General features: G+C 45.2%; 15 protein-coding genes. 4 read left to right on the forward strand and 11 right to left on the reverse strand.

Translation table 11 applies throughout. The annotated features are described in order from the left end of the window. The 7 genes from IKB69_RS01405 to IKB69_RS01435 form a co-directional block, all read right to left on the reverse strand. On the reverse strand, positions 1-186 hold a 186-nt coding region (locus tag IKB69_RS01405), incomplete at its 3' end, for a DUF4422 domain-containing protein (protein WP_363240043.1). Further along, the gene (locus IKB69_RS01410) at positions 183-377 is read right to left on the reverse strand and encodes a hypothetical protein (RefSeq protein WP_290945355.1); all 195 of its coding nucleotides are present in this window, start codon (positions 375-377) and stop codon (positions 183-185) included. The genes IKB69_RS01405 and IKB69_RS01410, both read right to left, overlap by 4 nt. Positions 378-554: 177 nt before the next feature. Next, positions 555-1,649, reverse strand: coding sequence for a glycosyltransferase family 2 protein (locus IKB69_RS01415; RefSeq protein WP_290945357.1), 1,095 nt, complete (start codon positions 1,647-1,649; stop codon positions 555-557). Beyond that, entirely contained in the window at positions 1,646-2,869 is a 1,224-nt protein-coding gene (locus tag IKB69_RS01420; protein WP_290945359.1) for a glycosyltransferase family 2 protein, read from the reverse strand. The genes IKB69_RS01415 and IKB69_RS01420 overlap by 4 nt, the downstream gene beginning before the upstream one ends. Continuing rightward, on the reverse strand, positions 2,869-4,317 hold the full coding sequence (locus IKB69_RS01425; protein WP_290945361.1) for an O-antigen ligase family protein: 1,449 nt from the start codon (positions 4,315-4,317) through the stop codon (positions 2,869-2,871). The genes IKB69_RS01420 and IKB69_RS01425 overlap by 1 nt, the downstream gene beginning before the upstream one ends. Positions 4,318-4,374: 57 nt before the next feature. Then, the gene (locus IKB69_RS01430; RefSeq protein ID WP_290945363.1) at positions 4,375-5,337 is read right to left on the reverse strand and encodes a radical SAM protein; all 963 of its coding nucleotides are present in this window, start codon (positions 5,335-5,337) and stop codon (positions 4,375-4,377) included. Positions 5,338-5,417: 80 nt separating this feature from the next. Further along, positions 5,418-6,857, reverse strand: coding sequence for an O-antigen ligase family protein (locus tag IKB69_RS01435; protein ID WP_290945366.1), 1,440 nt, complete (start codon positions 6,855-6,857; stop codon positions 5,418-5,420). Between the two features lie 223 nt (positions 6,858-7,080). Between IKB69_RS01435 and mraY the strand changes: the two genes are divergently transcribed. The 3 genes from mraY to IKB69_RS01450 are packed head-to-tail and all read left to right on the forward strand — an operon-like array spanning position 7,081 to position 12,730. Continuing rightward, positions 7,081-8,145, forward strand: a complete 1,065-nt coding sequence (gene mraY, locus IKB69_RS01440) for a phospho-N-acetylmuramoyl-pentapeptide-transferase (protein ID WP_290945368.1) — start codon at positions 7,081-7,083, stop codon at positions 8,143-8,145. 8 nt (positions 8,146-8,153) lie between these two features. Beyond that, positions 8,154-9,701, forward strand: coding sequence for a UDP-N-acetylmuramoyl-L-alanine--D-glutamate ligase (gene murD, locus IKB69_RS01445; RefSeq protein WP_290945370.1), 1,548 nt, complete (start codon positions 8,154-8,156; stop codon positions 9,699-9,701). Between the two features lie 20 nt (positions 9,702-9,721). Beyond that, positions 9,722-12,730, forward strand: coding sequence for a valine--tRNA ligase (locus IKB69_RS01450; protein ID WP_290945372.1), 3,009 nt, complete (start codon positions 9,722-9,724; stop codon positions 12,728-12,730). A gap of 213 nt (positions 12,731-12,943) precedes the next feature. Here IKB69_RS01450 and IKB69_RS01455 read toward each other — a convergent pair whose 3' ends face one another. Genes IKB69_RS01455 through IKB69_RS01470 form a run of 4 tightly spaced genes read right to left on the reverse strand, consistent with a single transcriptional unit; the run spans position 12,944 to position 16,061 of the window. Further along, positions 12,944-13,798 carry an alpha-1,2-fucosyltransferase gene (locus tag IKB69_RS01455; RefSeq protein WP_290945374.1) on the reverse strand — a complete coding sequence of 285 codons (855 nt, stop codon included), beginning with the start codon at positions 13,796-13,798 and terminating at the stop codon, positions 12,944-12,946. 43 nt (positions 13,799-13,841) lie between these two features. Further along, positions 13,842-14,048: a hypothetical protein gene (locus tag IKB69_RS01460; RefSeq protein ID WP_290945376.1), complete on the reverse strand. Its 207-nt coding sequence runs from the start codon at positions 14,046-14,048 to the stop codon at positions 13,842-13,844. A gap of 20 nt (positions 14,049-14,068) precedes the next feature. Next, positions 14,069-15,304, reverse strand: a complete 1,236-nt coding sequence (locus tag IKB69_RS01465; RefSeq protein WP_290945378.1) for an amidohydrolase family protein — start codon at positions 15,302-15,304, stop codon at positions 14,069-14,071. Positions 15,305-15,314: 10 nt separating this feature from the next. Then, positions 15,315-16,061 (reverse strand): cytochrome c biogenesis protein CcdA, encoded by a 747-nt coding sequence (locus IKB69_RS01470; RefSeq protein ID WP_290945380.1) that lies wholly within the window; start codon positions 16,059-16,061, stop codon positions 15,315-15,317. Between the two features lie 221 nt (positions 16,062-16,282). Between IKB69_RS01470 and IKB69_RS01475 the strand changes: the two genes are divergently transcribed. Next, positions 16,283-17,884, forward strand: coding sequence for an anaerobic C4-dicarboxylate transporter (locus IKB69_RS01475; RefSeq protein ID WP_290945406.1), 1,602 nt, complete (start codon positions 16,283-16,285; stop codon positions 17,882-17,884). Positions 17,885-18,039: the final 155 nt, after the last annotated feature.

Here is an 18,039-nt window from a genome sequence, read left to right on the forward strand (position 1 = left end):
CAGCACCCTGCGGTAGTGGAAGAGCCCATAATAGCTAGAATCCACATTTTTCCACGCCCAATACATTGCAGTAAGCTCACAGAAGTGGGGATTGAGATGAGAGATGTTCTCCCCACTATCATCTCTTAACACAGGCGATTTGGCTTTCAGGCTAGAATCTAGCGCACAAGTTGAACCCTTACTTATCTGCCCCCCCCTAAGCGTAAATTTTTAGGCAGTTTAGATTCTAGCTTCTCTTGCAGGATTTTCGCTTCTTCGCCCATATTTGCCGCGCCGACGATGATGGGGCGCAGGACCCCGCTAGCGATGATGGGCTTAGAAAATTTATGGTAGCACACAAGGATCGTGGCGTGGGGGCTTGGGCTAGGCTTTGGCATAAGACCTCCTAAGTGCGATAAGCTACGACTTTAAACGCGCTTTGACTGCGATCGTGTGAATTTGGCGGAATTATAGCTGTTTTTTTTTTTTTTGATACACCGCGCACGCAAATGGCGCAAAGTAGGAGCAAAGTAGGCGACTTAAGGGTGATAACGGAGGCTTGATATGTAGGTATTCTAAGCTTTGGGCGCGCTTTGATACAGAGTTTTGCCAAAGAGTCGTATCACTATGTAATTTCTACTGATGTGGAGACGAAATAGAGATTTAAGCAGGGACTTAAAGCCAATATTTTGCGCAAGGTTACGCCTATGCAGGCTATATGGGATAAATCGTATATATAAAAGCTTTTGATACAAGGCTGGCGGGAAGTAGCTTCTTGGCGCGCGAAGTAAGCCTAGCTGCCTTAGCCCATAAGAGTGAAGGGCATTGTAGGCAGACTTCTTGGCTTCTTGTGTGGAGAGTGTGTGTAAATGCCATAGGCAGTAGTTTAGCACCCAAGTAGCATAGCTCTGCTCTAGGGTGGGGTATGCGCCGCTTTGTATAAGAGCTTGCTGCCAAGTGTGGATAGCTTGGATAAATACTAGCGGGTGCTTGTCCCTAGAAGATTCTATGGAGTTTTTGACATTGATTCTATGGGTGAAGAGAGTCTGTGGCACGCAGGCGATTTTCCTAGCATATACTAGCGACATAAAGACAAAAAATAAGTCATTTGACACAGGGAGATTGTGGAAAGCTAGGCTATGCTCTTGTATAAAAGATCTTCTATAAAGCTTATCCCACGCCCACCCCACGCAGAATCCAAAAATATCACTAGGCAAATCGCAGTGGCTAAAGGTCTTGTAATCTTGTATGAGATCAAGGCGTAGCCATTCTGGCTGGGGAGCGAGTATGCCTAGGGAGTCATCTAAGGATTGTGAGCTAGCTATGGTGAGATCTGCATTTGTGCTAATGGCTTGCTGGAGCAAGAGTGCTAATGTGTCTTGGCGCATATAGTCATCGGCATCAAAGCATAGAATATACTCTCCTTTAGCCTGCTTTAGCCCAGCATTTCTAGCGGCTCCTGCACCGGTATTTGCTTGGGTGAAAAAGTGGATTCTAGGGTCTTTGCTTGCGTATTGTTGCGCGATTGCTCCGCTAGAATCTGTGCTGCCATCATCTATGCAAATGACTTCTATATTTTTATGGCTCTGCTCTAGGATAGAGTCTAAACACTGCGCAAGGTAGGATTCTACATTGTAGATGGGGATAATGACAGAGACCAGCGCGCTCATAGTCCCTGCCTATTGACATAGAGTGGGCGTGCTTGTATGGGTAAGCTCTGCCACGAGATAGCAAGACAATGAAGCTTTGCCAAATGGGAGAGATTGCTAAAGAAAATGGAGAGCGAGACTCTGGGGATAAGATAGCAGAGAGGTCGCTCTACATTATGCGCCCCCCCCCCTAGAGAATTTCTAGCTTTCCAGTGCTTAAATCGCGCATATTGCTGCAAAATTTTTGTAAAGATTCTGCCAAGCTTACATTGGTAGAGATTTGTAGCTGCGATACTTGCAGCACAATGCGCGGAAATCTCATAGAGCAAGCTCTCATAGTAGGTGGTGTAAGGCTTAGATATGGATAATGGATAGTCGCTATTAACTCTAGCAGGATTGCTGTCAAGCAGCTTGGCTAGATCGATAAGCGGGGGCAATGGGGCAATACCGCGCTTGACTAGGTGCAGAAGTGTCTGGCTCTCTATGCTGGCGCGGAATAGCGTGAGATCATAGAGAGTGTGGAGCTTATGGGCGGTGGCGATAGAGAGAATCTCGCTCATTGCTTTTGTTTGATCTCCCCAGTGCTTTGCCTGCCATTTTGCTCTATCTTGGTGTCCTACGCGGTAGCAGTAGGTGATCTCAGGTATCGCGTAAAATCGCTTAGCTAGTAGCATAGCTTGGATAAAAAATACAGGGTCTTCATATTTGGTATAGAGCGGCTGGAAGAGCTTATGTCGCAGCAAAAATTCTCTGCGGTAAATAAATCGTATCCAGCCAAAGTCAAACTGCCACTTATCATAATCGACAAATTCTTCTTGTGTGAAAGTGTAGCCGTAAAATTCTCTAGGGTATGTGGTCGATATCGTGCCATTGATATAATCACTAAAGCTCCCGCCACAAATCACAGCATTAGCTTGCTTCGCCTTTGTGTAGAGTAGCTCTAGAGTCGTGCTACTTGGGTAGAAATCATCAGGATCCATAAAGGCGACATACTCTCCGCTTGCTCTCTCTAATCCCTTGTTGCGTGCTACTGCTACGCCTTGATTCTCCTGCTCTACATAAATGATCCTGCTATCTTTTGTGGCATACTCTTGTGCGATTTTTCCACTAGAATCCACACTACCATCATTGATACAGATAACTTCTATACGCGAGCAGCTCTGCGCCAGCACAGAGTCTAAACACTGCGCAAGATAGGATTCTACATTGTAGATAGGGATAATGACAGAGACTAGCTTCATTACGCGCTTTCCTTATGACCATACTTTGCTATTAGAGCTATCAGTAGTCCAAAGAGCAGAAAAAGCACAAGTGTGCCAGCGCGATTTGGCAGGGCGTCAAAGCAGTTTGCCACTATAAGCCCTAGAATACTAAGCGATAGCCCAAGCGCAAAGGCGCGCGAGATAGTGGATAAGCTAGCACACTCATAGAGCTTGCGCGCTTGTAGTAAAAGCCACAAGTGTAGCCAAACGATAAGTCCAAAGCCCACGATCCCCAGCTCAAACCACAGATATAAAATGCCATTATGATTTGTCCAATAAAATGGCAGGACACTCCCATCATCGTGCCTATGGATATAGTAGGGGATTTGCTCGCCACTCCCAAAGATACGCACAATATTTTTGGCAAAAAGCCCAAGCCCAAAGCCATTTGGGCGCAATGGGTTGTCTAGTATCCCTAGCCAAGTAGCCTTGCTCATCGCCAAACGATTAAGTGATGAGTGCTCCCAGATCAGGCTAGGGTCTCTTGGAAAAGACTCAGGCATACAATGCTGCACGCTATCGCAATTATTATCAAATCGCCCCATAGCCGCGGGGGGCAAGCTCCACACTTGCGCGAAATTATCAAGCATAGCAGCGAGATTATAGCGGGGCGATAAATGCGCGCTTACATAGTAGAATCCCACGCCGCACAGAAGCGCTACGGCACTTACGCCAGCAAGGATTCTGCTCTTATAGCGGTAGGGGAGCAAGATAGCAGGAAGCAGCATAATCACACACAGACAAATATGGAGAAACCGAGTATTGGCAACAATGCAGGCTAGGATATTAAGCCCCACGAGCAATAAAGCCAGCTTGCTAGGCTTGGTGCAAAAAAGCGCGACACTAAGACTTAGAGAAATGATGAGAAAAAACGCATAGCCTGTTTGTGCTTCTGCGAAGAAAAATGGCATAGGGCGATAGGAGCCAAGCATAGCTATAAAGCTTAGGTCATTTGCTAGTCCGTAGTAAATAAAATCCCCTATCGTAAAAATAGGCTGCAAGGAAAAGATTATCAACAAAGCATAGATAATGCGAGCTTGCGAGCTTGGCTTGATAGTATAAAAGTAGAGCGAGATAAGCAAGAGAAAAAGACTTGGCTCTAGGAGAAATCTCCGCATAAAGCTCCAGCTTAAGTGTCTGTCTGCGGTGAAGTATAAAGAGAGCAAGCTTAGGGCAATAATGCCTAGCAAAAGGATAAAAAATAGAGAAACCCTAGCAAAATAATGCGCTAGATTTTGCTTGAAATGTGGCAGAGCTATGGCACTTAGGATAAAGCAAAGCGCAACAATATAAAGCGCGCTAACTCCAGCTTTGAAAAGCGGATTTGGCTTAAGATTGGCTTCACCTGTGCTAAGGAGCATAAGCCCTATGCATAGGACTAGCCCAGCGCACGCAAGCATAACACTAGAGATTTTAGCAAGCACCATCGCCAATCCTTAAGATCTTCCTAATAGTTTTGTTTTGGGATTGGGGATTATAGCGTATTAGGAGACAGGGGGACTAAGTGTTAGAGTTTCTTTTGTCTGCAAAGCCACAGGGATACCATCGCTATGCTCCCATTTATTGGGGTAGTAATCACAGGATTTGAAAAAATCTTGCGCATAAAAGCGCAAAATATCACTAGAGAGCGTGCTAGAATCTAAGGAGACAAAATCCCCAGCAAACTCTGCTTGTGAGCGTAGCTTGGCTAGAGAGCTAGCAAGCGAGCAGACAAAGATACCACCTTTTTGCGCTTTATCGCTAGAATCTGCGCCGATGAAAGTTACACAAGGTATGTCGCAGGCTAGGAAGTTGCGCTTGTTTTCATCGTCAGTGCGATTGCGCTTGTAGATTCTGCCCATATCGCGCCAAAGGGAGTTTTGATGATAGAAAATATGCTTAATGTTATGCTCCTGCAGGGCTTGTAGTATCTGCTCTTGGCACAGCGTTTTTGTAAGCTCTGGGTTTGCGCTGTAGTCAGAGATGATAACGCGCGTCTTTTTATAGGCTAGGGAGTCTAAAAGCTTTTGTGAAAATGGAATCGTAGCATTGGTGATAAGCTCTAGAGCTTTGATCTGCTTCTTGCTAGCTAGGAAGTGCATAAGCTCTGGCAGCTGCTTGAAAAGTAGCGTTTCGCCGCCAATAATATGAATGGAGGATATAGAAGATATGCCTTGCAAAAGCCTTTCTATGTCATTTTGTATGGAGTTAAGATCGGTAGTGAAGTGATCGCTTGGCGTGAAGTATTGCATTAAATTACTGTAGCCTTCACAGCGCAAGGTGCATTTGGTTGTAAGCACAATGGTGAGCTGAGGTATATCGATAAATCCAAGCAAAAGACGGAGTCTTACATAGGTCGTGCCAAAGCGTTTAAGAAAAGAGCGTGCGAGTTTGGCTAGCCGTGCTTGCAGCCACGCATTACTTCGCCCCCCCCCCCATAGAAGTATTAGAAGTGTGAAAATACACAAAGCCTATGAGATTTTGTAGCTACGCGCTATTGCGACGGATATAGCGGTGCTTGAAGAGCTTGTTTGATAAAAGAGAAAGTCTAAGAGATAGCATTGTAATCCTTTGGAGTTATGGTAGCTAGCATTATACCAAGCAGTAAAAATAGCACGATTTGTCCATCTCGCACCGGCAAGCAGTCAAAAAGATTGCTTACAATTAGTCCAAACAGCCCAATCCCCACCCCACAGAGCAAGATAGCGCGGGGCTTGTAGGCTATATGCACGCCATTTAGGGGGAGTTTTTTCGCATACCACTGCGCAACAATGTAGAGCATAAATGCTGCCACTGCGCCAAAGCCGATAAAGCCTAGCTCAAACCATAGCGATACGATGTAGTTATGATTATGCGCGTGCCAGCGGTGTGTAAAGGGATAGTATAGAGAATCTGGCAAAAAGATTTTAGTGATATTTTGCGGAAATTGCTGGAAGTGGTAGCCATTGGGGCGGAAGGGGTTTTGCGCTATGGCTAGCAAAGTGGATTTTAGCATTGAGAGTCTAGCTAGGCTTGAATACTCCCATTGAATGTTTGATTGCTCATCAAGCGAGTGGGGAGAGCAAAAGCTCTCATCGCAGTAAGTAAATTGCCCCATTTGCGCGGGATTTGTATGCCAAATGGTAGAGAAATTTTGCACCATAGAGTAGAAATTGTAGCGCGCTTCCCAATTTTTGCTCATCACATAAAGCAAAAGCACTAGACTACACACAAGGATACTTAAGCCTAGCAGGATATATCGCTTATACTTGTAAGAGCAGATAAGAAATGGGACTAGTAGCATTGCCACTCCAGCTAGTATGGCAAACCGCCCTCCATTAGCAATAAGAGCGGCACAACATACTAGCACAGCTCCAAATGCCGCTGCGCGCTTTATCCCAGAGACCATCATACTAAAGCCAAGTGCTAGCCCTAGTGGAAAGAGCAGGTAGAATACATACACGGTTTGGGGGGTATGATAGCCCGGGAGCATAGCCCTATACCCAAACTTCCCACCACCATTGGCAAAAAAATCCCATATTGTAGCAATGGGGTGATAGCTCAGTGCTAGACAAAGCCCTATGAGCAGGAGTTTTAGTCCTCTTTCATCAAGCTTAGTGGTGAGAAAAAAGCCAAGCAAGAGAAACAAGCTAGGCTCTAGCAAATACTGCCGAATTGCTTGCAAAGTCGCCCTAGTATCCACTGCCCAAAATAGCGAGCCATACGGCATAATAACCACCACAAGCAAGCACACAAGTGCAAACCATATCCCCCCAAGTGCGCGCCCTAGCTCCCTATACTCGCGCCAAAATCCAAGCGCAAACACCCCAAGTGCTATGAAAAGCAAATTAACAGGAAGCTTGATAGAAACCACAGAGTAAGAAAAAGGCAAAATCGCCACGCTAGCCACCACAAGCACTAGGCTCGCATAAAGTGCAGTAGTTTTAAACGCGCAAGAGCAAGAGAGAGACTCTAGGGCGCTTTGTCGTTTAGATTCCACTATGGACACAACTGCTCCTTATACTTTAAATAGATATTAGATCTCTAGCTTGGCACTTGTCATCGCTTAAAGGCGCGCATTCTACACTTTTTAAGGTAAAACTACTATAATTTGCGCTTATCTTTCAAGGTGCAGAGTGCTATAAGCAGAATCTAAAAGCATAGGGCTTGCTAAGCGCAAGATTTAGGACTTTAGGGGACACTTTCGCGCTAGAATAGTCTAAGGAGTGTATGTGCTGTATTATCTCTACTCGTATTTTGATATAAATATTTTCAAATACCTTACCTTCCGTGCGGGTGTGAGCTTCTTTGTCGCGTTTGTGCTGTGTGTGTGGTTTATGCCGGCTTTTATCGTGTGGGCGAAAGCGCGCAAAGCAAGCCAGCCTATCTCTAGCTATGTCCCCACGCACAAAGGCAAGTCTAACACCCCCACAATGGGCGGAAGCGTATTTATCATCTCAGCAAGCATCGCCGCGCTTTTGTGTATCCAGCTTAGCAATCTCTACGCGATTTTAGGTATTGCAACGCTACTTATCTTTGGGCTTATCGGCGCACACGATGACTATATGAAAATAGCTAAAAAGTCTAATGCCGGTATGAGCGCTAGGCTTAAAATGCTACTACTTTTTCTAGCGGCACTTGGCGTGAGCTTGGCTCTGCACTATGGCGCGGGGCTTGCAAGTGATTTTTATGTCCCGTTTATGAAAAAGCCCCTTTTCGCCCTTAGCGAGTATCCAGCATTGATGATAGGGTTTTGGATTCTAGTATTTCTAGCTACAAGCAATGCTGTCAATATCACCGATGGGCTTGATGGCTTGGCATGCGTGCCTTCAATCTTCGCACTTGCCACGCTGTGCGTGTTTGTCTATCTCTCTGGGAATGTTGAATTTGGGCGGTATTTATTCTTGCCTATGGTTAATGCTGGGGAGCTTATGGTCGTGGGGGTAGCGATGATCGGCGCACTGCTAGGCTTTCTGTGGTATAACTGCCACCCTGCCCAAGTCTTTATGGGAGATAGTGGGAGCTTGGCTATTGGCGGATTTATGGCATATATGGCAATCGTGTCTAATAACGAGATTTTATTGCTGCTAATTGGACTGATATTTGTGATTGAGACGCTCTCTGTAATGCTACAAATTGGTAGCTACAAAATGCGCAAAAAGCGTGTTTTCCTTATGGCACCTATCCACCACCACTTCGAGCAAAAGGGCTGGGCGGAGAACAAAATCATTGTGCGTTTTTGGATTATCGCGCTACTCTCAAACTTGATCGCGCTACTAAGTCTCAAAGTGCGCTAAGGACTGCTATGCCCCTAGAGCCACTGCCTAAAGAGCTTCAAGCAAAGGCGATTGATAGTGCCCTAGAATCTAGCGCGCCTATTAGCATTCTGGGCTATGGCGTTACGACTAAGCCTATCGTAGCGTTTTTGAATGCGCTGGGGAAGGCTTGTGCGATTTATGATGATAAGCCAGAGGGGAAAAGGCTGGATTCTAGCAGCGGGGGCGATGTGGAAAATATCTTGCTAGATTCTAGGGAGTTTTGCGCAGAATCTAGCGCGCTAGAGATTCTAAGCCCGGGTATCCCACCAGATCACGCGTATTTTGGGAGGGCTAGAAGGGCAGTGAGCGAGTATGATTTCATCTGGTGGCTGGAGAATTCGGTCTTGGGTGGTCAAGGGCGCACACTTGGCGTGCGTAACTGCAGTGAGCGTGAAGCAATCACCGACTTATCGCTACAAACCCAATCCACCAACCAAAAGCCAATGACACAAATTTGGGTGAGTGGAACTAATGGGAAGACTACCACCACTCAAATGCTCACACATATCCTAGCTCCATTTGGCGCGCGCTCTGGGGGCAACATCGGCACGCCACTTATCACACTCTATGAGCAAAATACATCACTTTGGGTGCTAGAGACTAGCTCCTTTGCCTTGCACTACACAAAAGTCGCTACACCCAGAATCTACGCGCTTTTACCCCTAAGTCAAGACCACATAAGCTGGCATAATGGCTTTGCGGGCTATGTTGATGATAAGCTCTCTCCGCTCGCGCGAATGGGGGTTGATAGTGTGGCAATCGTGCCTAGCACTTTGAGAGATCATCGCTTGTGCAAGGAGTTTGCAGGAGAGATGGTGTTTTATAGAGATTCTAGTGATTTGCGCGCATTTTTACGCGCTAAGGGGCTAGAGCTTGACAAAGATGGTCTGCCATTTTTTGAGCCATTTTTGCTTGATGCTTCTCTAGCACTTGCTAGTGCAGTGGCTTTGGCAAGTCTTTGCCCACGCGCACTGACACAAGCACATCTAGCTACTTTTATTCCAGCTCTTGCTGGCTTTACAGTCGGTGCGCATAGAATGGAGGAATTTTTCGTGCAGGATTTGGGGGCGCAGTGGCTTTTCATCGATGATTCTAAAGGCACAAATACTGATGCGACTTTACAGGCGATCACGCGCTATAAGGATCGTGCATTGTTTTTGATCCTAGGAGGCGATGATAAAGGAGCGGATTGCACGGAGATTTTCACATTATTGCAGCGTATGCAAAAGGCACAGATTTTCACCATAGGGAGCAATGAGTCAAAGCTTCTGTCCCTAGCTAGAGAATATGGAGTTAGGGCAAATGCTTGTGGGAGCTTGCATAGAGCTATGGAGGCTATCTACAAAGCGCGTGATATAGCTTTACACACGCTAGAATCTAAAGGCAAAGAGCGCACAGAATCTAGCGCGATCTTTGCCAAAGATTTTGCCTGTTTGCTCTCTCCTGCTGCGGCAAGCCTAGATCAATTCTCCTCCTACAAAGAGCGTGGTGAGCTATTTAAAACGCTGGCACAATCTCTTGCCAATCACACTTAAGACTATTTTAAAGGATTCTAATGAGCTATGATCCAAAATCCATAGAGCAGAGCATTTATACTATTTGCAAAGAGCGTGGGTATTTTGAGATAGAAGGTAATGCTAGCATTGTGAGCGATCGCTCAAGGACCTTTTGCATAATGATGCCCCCGCCTAATGTTACGGGCGTGTTACACATTGGACACGCACTTACTTTTACACTGCAAGACATTGTCACACGCTTTAAGAGGATGGACGGCTTTGCCACACTCTATCAGCCCGGACTTGATCACGCAGGCATTGCTACGCAAAATGTCGTAGAAAAGCACATTCTAGCACAGGGATTAAGCAAAGAAACGCTTGGGCGCGATGAGTTTATCAAGCGTGTATGGCAGTGGAAGGAAGAATCTGGAGGTAAAATCATCACGCAAATGCAAGCTCTAGGTATTGGACCTGCGTGGTCGCGCCTACGCTTTACGATGGATTCTGGACTACAAAATGCTGTGAGAGAAGCTTTTGTAGCGTGGTATGAAAGAGGGCTGATTTATCAGGGGGATTATATGGTGAATTGGTGTGTCAAAGATGGCGCACTATCAGATATAGAAGTGCAGCATATTGAGCAAGAGACGCATTTGTACTATCTGCGCTACCCTGTGTTAGACTCTAATGAAGTGCTACTTGTGGCTACCACGCGCCCGGAGACATTTTTCGGCGATAGTGGAGTGATGATAAATCCTAATGACTCTCGTTATACACATTTGCTTGGCAAAAGGGTAGTGTTACCTTTGGTGGGTAGAGAGATACCTATTATCGCTGATAGTGCTGTGGATATGGAGTTTGGCACAGGAGTGGTGAAAGTTACTCCAGCGCACGATGAAAACGACTATGCAGTAGGCAAAACCCACGCGCTAGAATCCATTGTGGTTTTTGATGAAAAAGGCGTGCTAAACTCATATGCGCTGGGATTTGCTGGGCGTGATCGCTTAGAGGCACGCTCAGATATTGTGTGCGCATTGCAAGAAGCAGGCGCGGTGGAGAAAATCGAGCCTTATAGCAATCAAGTAGGCGTGTGCTATCGTTGTGGGAATGTGATAGAGCCTTATGTGTCTAGGCAGTGGTTTATCTCTCAAGATATTGCGAGAGAGACGATTGGTAAGGTCAATTTACAAAAATCTTTGAACCATTCCGCAGAGTTGGCAAATTGTGGGACAACTGCAGGTATCAAGTCTAGTCCTGCTCCAGAATGTGCTAAAACCTACAAAAGCAGCACCGCAAATCCTAGAATCCTTGAAGAAGACGATCAGGGCGAAGTTGCAACATCGGCACAGCCCAAGCAATACCCCTTGTTTTGCGATGAGAAATATGGGCTACAAGAAAAATCGCAAGGAAGTTGCCTTAGCGGTAATGACTGCAGTGATTTTTCACCGCTCTCACATTTATCACACAAAACCAGCGAAGCGGTGCAAGAGCAAGCCCAAGCAGGTTTGTTTAGTAAAGCTAAATCCACTAGCCAAAAACCTATGGCTAGATTTCACCCAGCCCAGTGGCTTAACAACTTCAATGCTTGGATGCGTGATCTCCGGCCGTGGTGTATCTCTAGGCAGCTGTGGTGGGGGCATAGGATTCCGGTGTGGTATTGCCAAAATGGCGTGTGTGGGCATATTTACGCTAGCAAAAATGAGCGAGAATCCTCCTGCCCTAAATGTGGCTCTAGCGTGCTACAAGATCCTGATGTGCTAGATACTTGGTTTAGCTCGGGACTCTGGGCGTTTAGCACGCTTGGGTGGGGGAATGATGGCGAGTGTAAGGAGCAGTATAACGCCACTGATCTTGTGCGATTTTATCCTAACTCTTTGCTTATCACAGGTTTTGACATTTTGTTTTTCTGGGTGGCTAGAATGCTCTTTAGTGGGGAGAGTCTGCTAGGGGAGCTACCCTTTAAAGATGTGTATTTGCACGCGCTAGTGCGTGATGAGCAAGGGCAAAAGATGAGTAAGAGCAAGGGCAATATCATTGATCCTTTGGAAATGATAGAAGAGTATGGGGCAGACTCCTTGCGTTTTGCCCTAGCGTACGCGTGCGCACAAGGGCGAGATGTTCGCCTAGCAAAGTCTCAGCTAGAGCTTGCCAAAAATTTTGCCAATAAGCTCTACAATGCTGCGCAGTTTTTGCTACTCTATGCAAAACAAGCAGATTCTAGCTTTTGCGGATTTAGTGAGCTAGATTCCATCAATGCTTACCAAACACCACTTGGTCGCTACGCTAAATCACGCTTAAATAGCACAACAAAAGATCTTAGAGCCGCATTAGAATCTTACCGATTCAATGATGGCGCAAGCGTGGCATATCGCTTTTTGTGGAGAGAGTTTTGTGATTGGTGTATTGAGTTAGCAAAGGCACAAAAAGAGTCCATCAATGAGTTAGGTGCAGTGATGATAGAGGCGATGAAACTGCTGCACCCTTATATGCCATTTCTTACAGAATCACTCTATCACACCTTGCGCGGTAGCACACTAGAATCTAGCGAGTCTATAATGATTACGCGCTACCCTAGTGAGATAGAGCAAGATAGTGCTAGGGAGAGCGAGTTTGAGTACATTAAAGATGCCATTGTCTCCTTGCGCCGTGCTAAGGCTCTTATCGATTTAGCAAATAAGCCTATTGATATTGCCTATATCACCACAGATTTTATGCTATCTACTAGTGCAATACAAGCTATTTGCAAGCTTGCTAAAGTGGGTATGATTGAATGTGTAGATACAAATGCGCAAAATGAGCTAGATAAAAGCTGCGTGGCAGATATTGGATCGCTAGTAAAAAGCTATCTACCATTACAGGGCATTGATCTAGCCCCTATTATCACGCGCTTAAATAACCAGAATCTAAAGCTTACTAAAGAAATCACTAAGCTAGAATCTCTAGCAAACAATGCTAAATTTCTAGCTAACGCCCCTAAAGATGTCTTAGAATCTAACGCTAGCGCACTTGCAGAAGCTAAGGCAAAGCAAGCTGAGGTGCTAGCACAGTTACAAGTATTTGCGCAAAAGTAAGGGAGAAGTGGCTATACGCATTAGAAAAGATCAATACTATCGCGCTAAATTTCTACACAAGTATCCCTTGTTATCTTCGGCACTTTTTAGATTCTAGGGATTATGGTGGGGCGTTTATCACAAATATTTGGGATAGGGCGGAGCTTTCTTGCTTATTTGGAGTGGCTTGGTGTTTTGCTACGAGCATTTTCTATGGGGAAAGCTAGATTCTAGTTAGTGTGTAATCTCTCCCCAAATCACATCAAGCTTACACCACGACTCTGGGTAGCATAGGGGGCTATATCCGCGCCAAGTGTATTGAGCGGGTCGGATTATAAGCTTTGCAGGATTGTTGATCAAATACGCGCCCCAGAAGCTGAAGGTAGAGTTTGCGATAATGGCGTTTTGACACGCTGCCATAGCCACAAGATCACTAATCGCATCGCTTTGATCATTGTTGCCGATGAAGTGTAGCTTTGTGCCTTTAAGTGATTGTAGTCTTGTATAAAGCTCATTTTTACACCATTGCAAATCATCGCTAAATATGAAAAAAATTGGATTGCTAACTTTAGTGCGCATAAGAGCTATAGCAGCGTCATAATATGCGCTTCCTAGCTTGACATACTCCCAATTCTCTTGTGCTAGGTAGTCGCCTCTGCGGATATGGAGAAATACAGAGTTGCTGGTGGATTGTATGTACTCTTGTAAAGCTTTGGCACTAGGCTTTGGGGCTTTTAGGGTAAATTCTTGGCGCAAGATAGATTCTATCTCAGCAAAATACACAGCATTAGAAAATACCCCTTCAAAGCGTGCATTGCGTGAAAATGGGTAGTGCGCGTGGAATCTCTGCACTAGCTTTGGAGAGTCGCTTGTGGTGTAGAGTCTGCGGAGAAAGCGCGCGGGATTACCATTTGGTGGGAGAAGCTTGCGCAGGGCTTTGGTGCAGAGTGCTTGGTAATATGCTTGCGTGCTTATACCTGCTTGACTAGAGTCCTGATCTAAGGCGTGCCAAGAGTGTGGAAAATGATTCGGGAAGTGGTGGAGAACAGGTAGCGTGATGCAAAACTTGGTAAGCTCAAGATCGCGCACAATGCCCGTGCTAGAATCTAAATCCTTTGGTGTGGCAGAGACTCTAGCGATATCTCTGTGCTGCCCCCCCCCCTATGAGATTTTGATTTAATGTGTTTTTAGCGCGATCAGCACGCAAGGACTTTAGTGTTACATAGTTAAAGCTCGCATCTAAACCGACGCTAAAGCCCCTATGCGCTAGGGCGCGCGCGAAGGCGTATTGAAACATTTGGTTACCAAGACCGCCTTGAAGTAGGACTTTAATCATCATTATCCTTAGTGTCAATTTCGTTAAAGACTTTTAGGCTTGCCACCAAGTAGCACCTGTGTGACTACGCCAGAGAGATGCTCGCCGTTATAAGGGCTAAAGCTATCTTCAATGTAAAAACTCTTTTGTAAATCCACGATGATAAGATCTGCATCTAGCCCCACTTCTAGCGCACCTTTAGGAAGCGATAGAAGTTTAGCTTGCGTATAAGAAGTAAGCTCACTAAAGCGTGAGAGTGTGATAAGTTTTGACTTGACAAGATGAGTAAAGCCTAGTGAGAAGTAATGTTCTAGTGCATTTATCCCAAAGCTAGCAGATTCAAAGACTTGATCCTTTTTCGACTTATAGCTATCGCTTTGCAAGCAAGTAAGCAGGCTAATACCAGAATCTAAATGCGTGCGAAGCTGCTCGCGTGTGGCAGGGTCTTTAAGTGGGGGAAATAGCTTAAATCTCGTGTCAAAGAGTGCGCAATGCTCATCACTTAGGATTAAGTGGTGCAAGGAGGTCTGCGCTAAGATCCGCGCGCCCATCTGTGTAAAATGTGAAATAATCTGCAAGGATTCTATTTCACTAATGACATCAAACACCCACTTTGTCCCACTATATCGCGCTAGCTCACAGAGCTTTGCTACTTGCATAGTTTGTGCTAGAGAGGGGATTGCTGGGAGTCCTAGTTGCGTGCTTACTTGAGACTCATTCATCACGCCCTCACTTAGGCTTGGCTCTTGGGGGCTGGCGATGATTGGGATTTGGAGCATTTGGGCGTACTGAGCGATTTTGTAGAGTGTGTAGCCATCAATGTTTTGCGCGCTAGATTCTAGGTAGATTGCACGCGCACCAGATGAAATAAGTGTGGCAATTTCTGCGATTTTTGGCTTAGATTCTAGGGTGGTGGGGGCTAGGCTTGGGAGAAAATGCACACTCAAGCTAGAATCTAGCGAAGAGACAAGCTCGATAATAGCTGCGTGATCTATGCGTGGCGTGCTTTCTGGGCGCAGTAGCAAGCTCCCCACCCCACCTCGTAGTGCCTTTTGTGTTAGAGATTCGAGGTTTTTGCGCGATAAGACTTGGTTTTTAGGATATGCCATATCAATAAGAGCAGGCAGGATGACCTTGCCACTGCACTCAAGCACACTTTCTGTGCTCTTTGGTGCTAAACTCTCCCCAATCTCACTAATAATCCCGCGTTCTTCATCAACGCGCAAATCCGCCTTACACTCTCTAAGTGCATCACATAGCAGAGCATTTTTTAGCAGCATTATTTCTCCTTCAACTCCAGCTACTTATAAGCCACGCACTAAGCGTGCCAAGCTCACCGCTCATAATCAGCGCACCCATCGCCACTAAAATCCCACCAGCTATAAGCTCAACCCGCCGCATAAAAGGCTTGATTCTAGCCAGCAAGGAAAAGCCTTTTTCTAAAATCAACGCCACGAGTAAAAACGGCACAGCCAAGCCACACGCATACATTATCAATAGCTCTGCACCATAGTTACCTGTCCCTATAAATAGTGTGATTGCTCCAAATATCGCGCCTGTGCAAGGTGTGTAGCCAAGCGCGAAGCTAATGCCTAACACAAAGGGAGCTAGAATCTCTAGGGCTTTATGACGGAGTGCAAACTCATAGCGTGCGCTTCTATCAAGCAAGCTAAATCGCCATAGTCCTAAAAAATGTACACCAAATACCACTACAATTCCCCCAGCGACGATATTTGTAATGGATGATTGTAGCACACGGACAACACTTGAGAGTGATAGCCCCACGCCCACAAACACCAAAGAAAACCCAAGCACAAATAAGCACGCCCGCCATACAATCGCCACGCGAAGATCTCGCCTAGTAAGTTTCCTAGAATCTAGTTGCTCTAGTGAAATTCCAGAGATATAAGAGATATATGCTGGCACAAGTGGAAGAATACAAGGCGAGAGAAAAGAGAGTAGTCCAGCGATAAATGCCACAGCCCATACCACTCCATCTTTGCCACTGTAAAACCATTGTACTAATAGGTCTTCCATAGATACTATCGCCTTATTGTTCGTTTGCTATGTAGCTTATGCTTTGTTGAAATCCGCTGGGTTTAATTTATGTTTAAAATTATCATTACTCTGTGCTTAACTATGCAAGCATTAGGCGCACATTGTAACGATTTTTATGTAAATGTTGCTATAATCGCTGACAATTTTGCAAATTATGGCAAATGCCGTTTGTAATTAGGGAATTAAATTTAGGGGTTATGATGGATTTTCTTGTAAATCTTAGCGAAGGCTGGCAATTTACCACTCAGCTTTTAGTTGTGCTTGTTTGTTTGTTTTATGGTGCGCAAAAAGGTGGTATCACGCTAGGACTACTTGGTGGTATCGGTATTTTTGTGCTTGTGTTTGGATTTGACATTAAGCCGGGTAAGCCAGCTATTGATGTTATGCTTACGATTTTGGCAGTCGTTGTGGCTAGTGCGACATTGCAAGCAAGCGGTGGGCTAGATGTTATGTTGCAAATTGCAGAGAGAATCTTGCGTCGCAATCCAAAGTTGCTAACGATTCTAGCCCCTTTTGTTACTTGCTTCCTTACGATGCTGTGCGGGACAGGGCATGTTGTTTATACGATTATGCCTATCATTTATGATATTGCTATCAAAAATAATATTCGCCCAGAGCGACCTATGGCAGCAGCTTCTATCAGCTCACAAATGGGGGTCGTTGCCTCACCTGTATCTGTGGCGGTGGTGAGCCTTACAGCATTGCTTCTAAATGCAGACCACAAGCTTGCAGGATTTGATGGCTATATCAACTTGCTTCAAATCACTATCCCTAGCACACTTTTTGGGGTATTGATGATTGGGATTTTTAGCTGGTTTAGGGGTAAAGATTTGGACAAAGACCCAGTATTTCAAGAAAAGATCAAAGACCCAGAATTTAAGCAATATGTCTATGGAGATTCTAAAACTCTGCTAGGTGTAAAACTTCCTAAGAAGGATTGGGTAGCTATGTGGATTTTCCTAGGGGCTATTGGTGTTGTCGCACTTATTGGGGCGTTTGACTCGCTTAAGCCTACTTGGGGGCAAAAGTATGACTACAAAGCTACTTTAGAATCTAGCACGACAATAAAATGGACTCCAGAGAAAAGCGACAAAGGTGTATTCGAGCTTAAAGATGTCAAAATCGCTGATGTGGATAATCCGGGAGAAAAAATTGGGCTTGATAAGGCGATTAAAGCTGATAAGCTTGGTAAGGTGGAAGAAGGTAAAGTAGAGAAAGTTTATAAAGCTGATAAGCTTGGCAACCCAGATATGGATAAGATCTCTATGGTACATATTATCCAAATGTTTATGCTCCTAGCTGGCTCACTTATCATTATCTTCACAAAAGTTGATCCCAAAAAGATCGGTAGTAATGAGATTTTTAAATCGGGTATGATCGCGCTTGTAGCGGTGTTTGGGATTTCTTGGATGGCAGATACGATGTTTGCTGTGCATACACCGATGATAAAATCAGCTCTTGGCGATATTGTTAAAGCGCATCCTTGGACTTATGCGATCATGTTACTGCTTATTTCAAAGTTTGTTAATTCTCAAGCAGCCGCACTTGCAGCATTTGTGCCAATCGCTCTAAACATTGGCGTAGAGCCCGGAATCATCGTGGCGTTTGCAGCAGCGTGCTATGGCTACTATATTTTGCCAACTTACCCAAGCGACTTGGCAACTATCCAGTTTGACAGAAGCGGAACAACACATATCGGTAAGTTTGTCATCAATCACAGCTTCATTTTACCCGGGCTTATTGGGGTGTTTAGCTCCTGCTGCATCGGGTATGTGCTTGCTAAAGTAGCTGGCTATATCTAGACTGCTTTAACCCAGTTACACGCTCTTGTGTGGTGGGTTTTCTCTTTACTCTCTTTTTCTACTATTTCTTAATTTTCGCACTTTTGTAAGTGTTTGGGCTTATGCCATTTTCAAGGAATAAGTGTTACAATGTACGCGCTTTATTTTGAGTGTTT

Source organism: Helicobacter sp. (assembly GCF_017502485.1).
Taxonomy (GTDB): Bacteria; Campylobacterota; Campylobacteria; order Campylobacterales; family Helicobacteraceae; genus Helicobacter_B.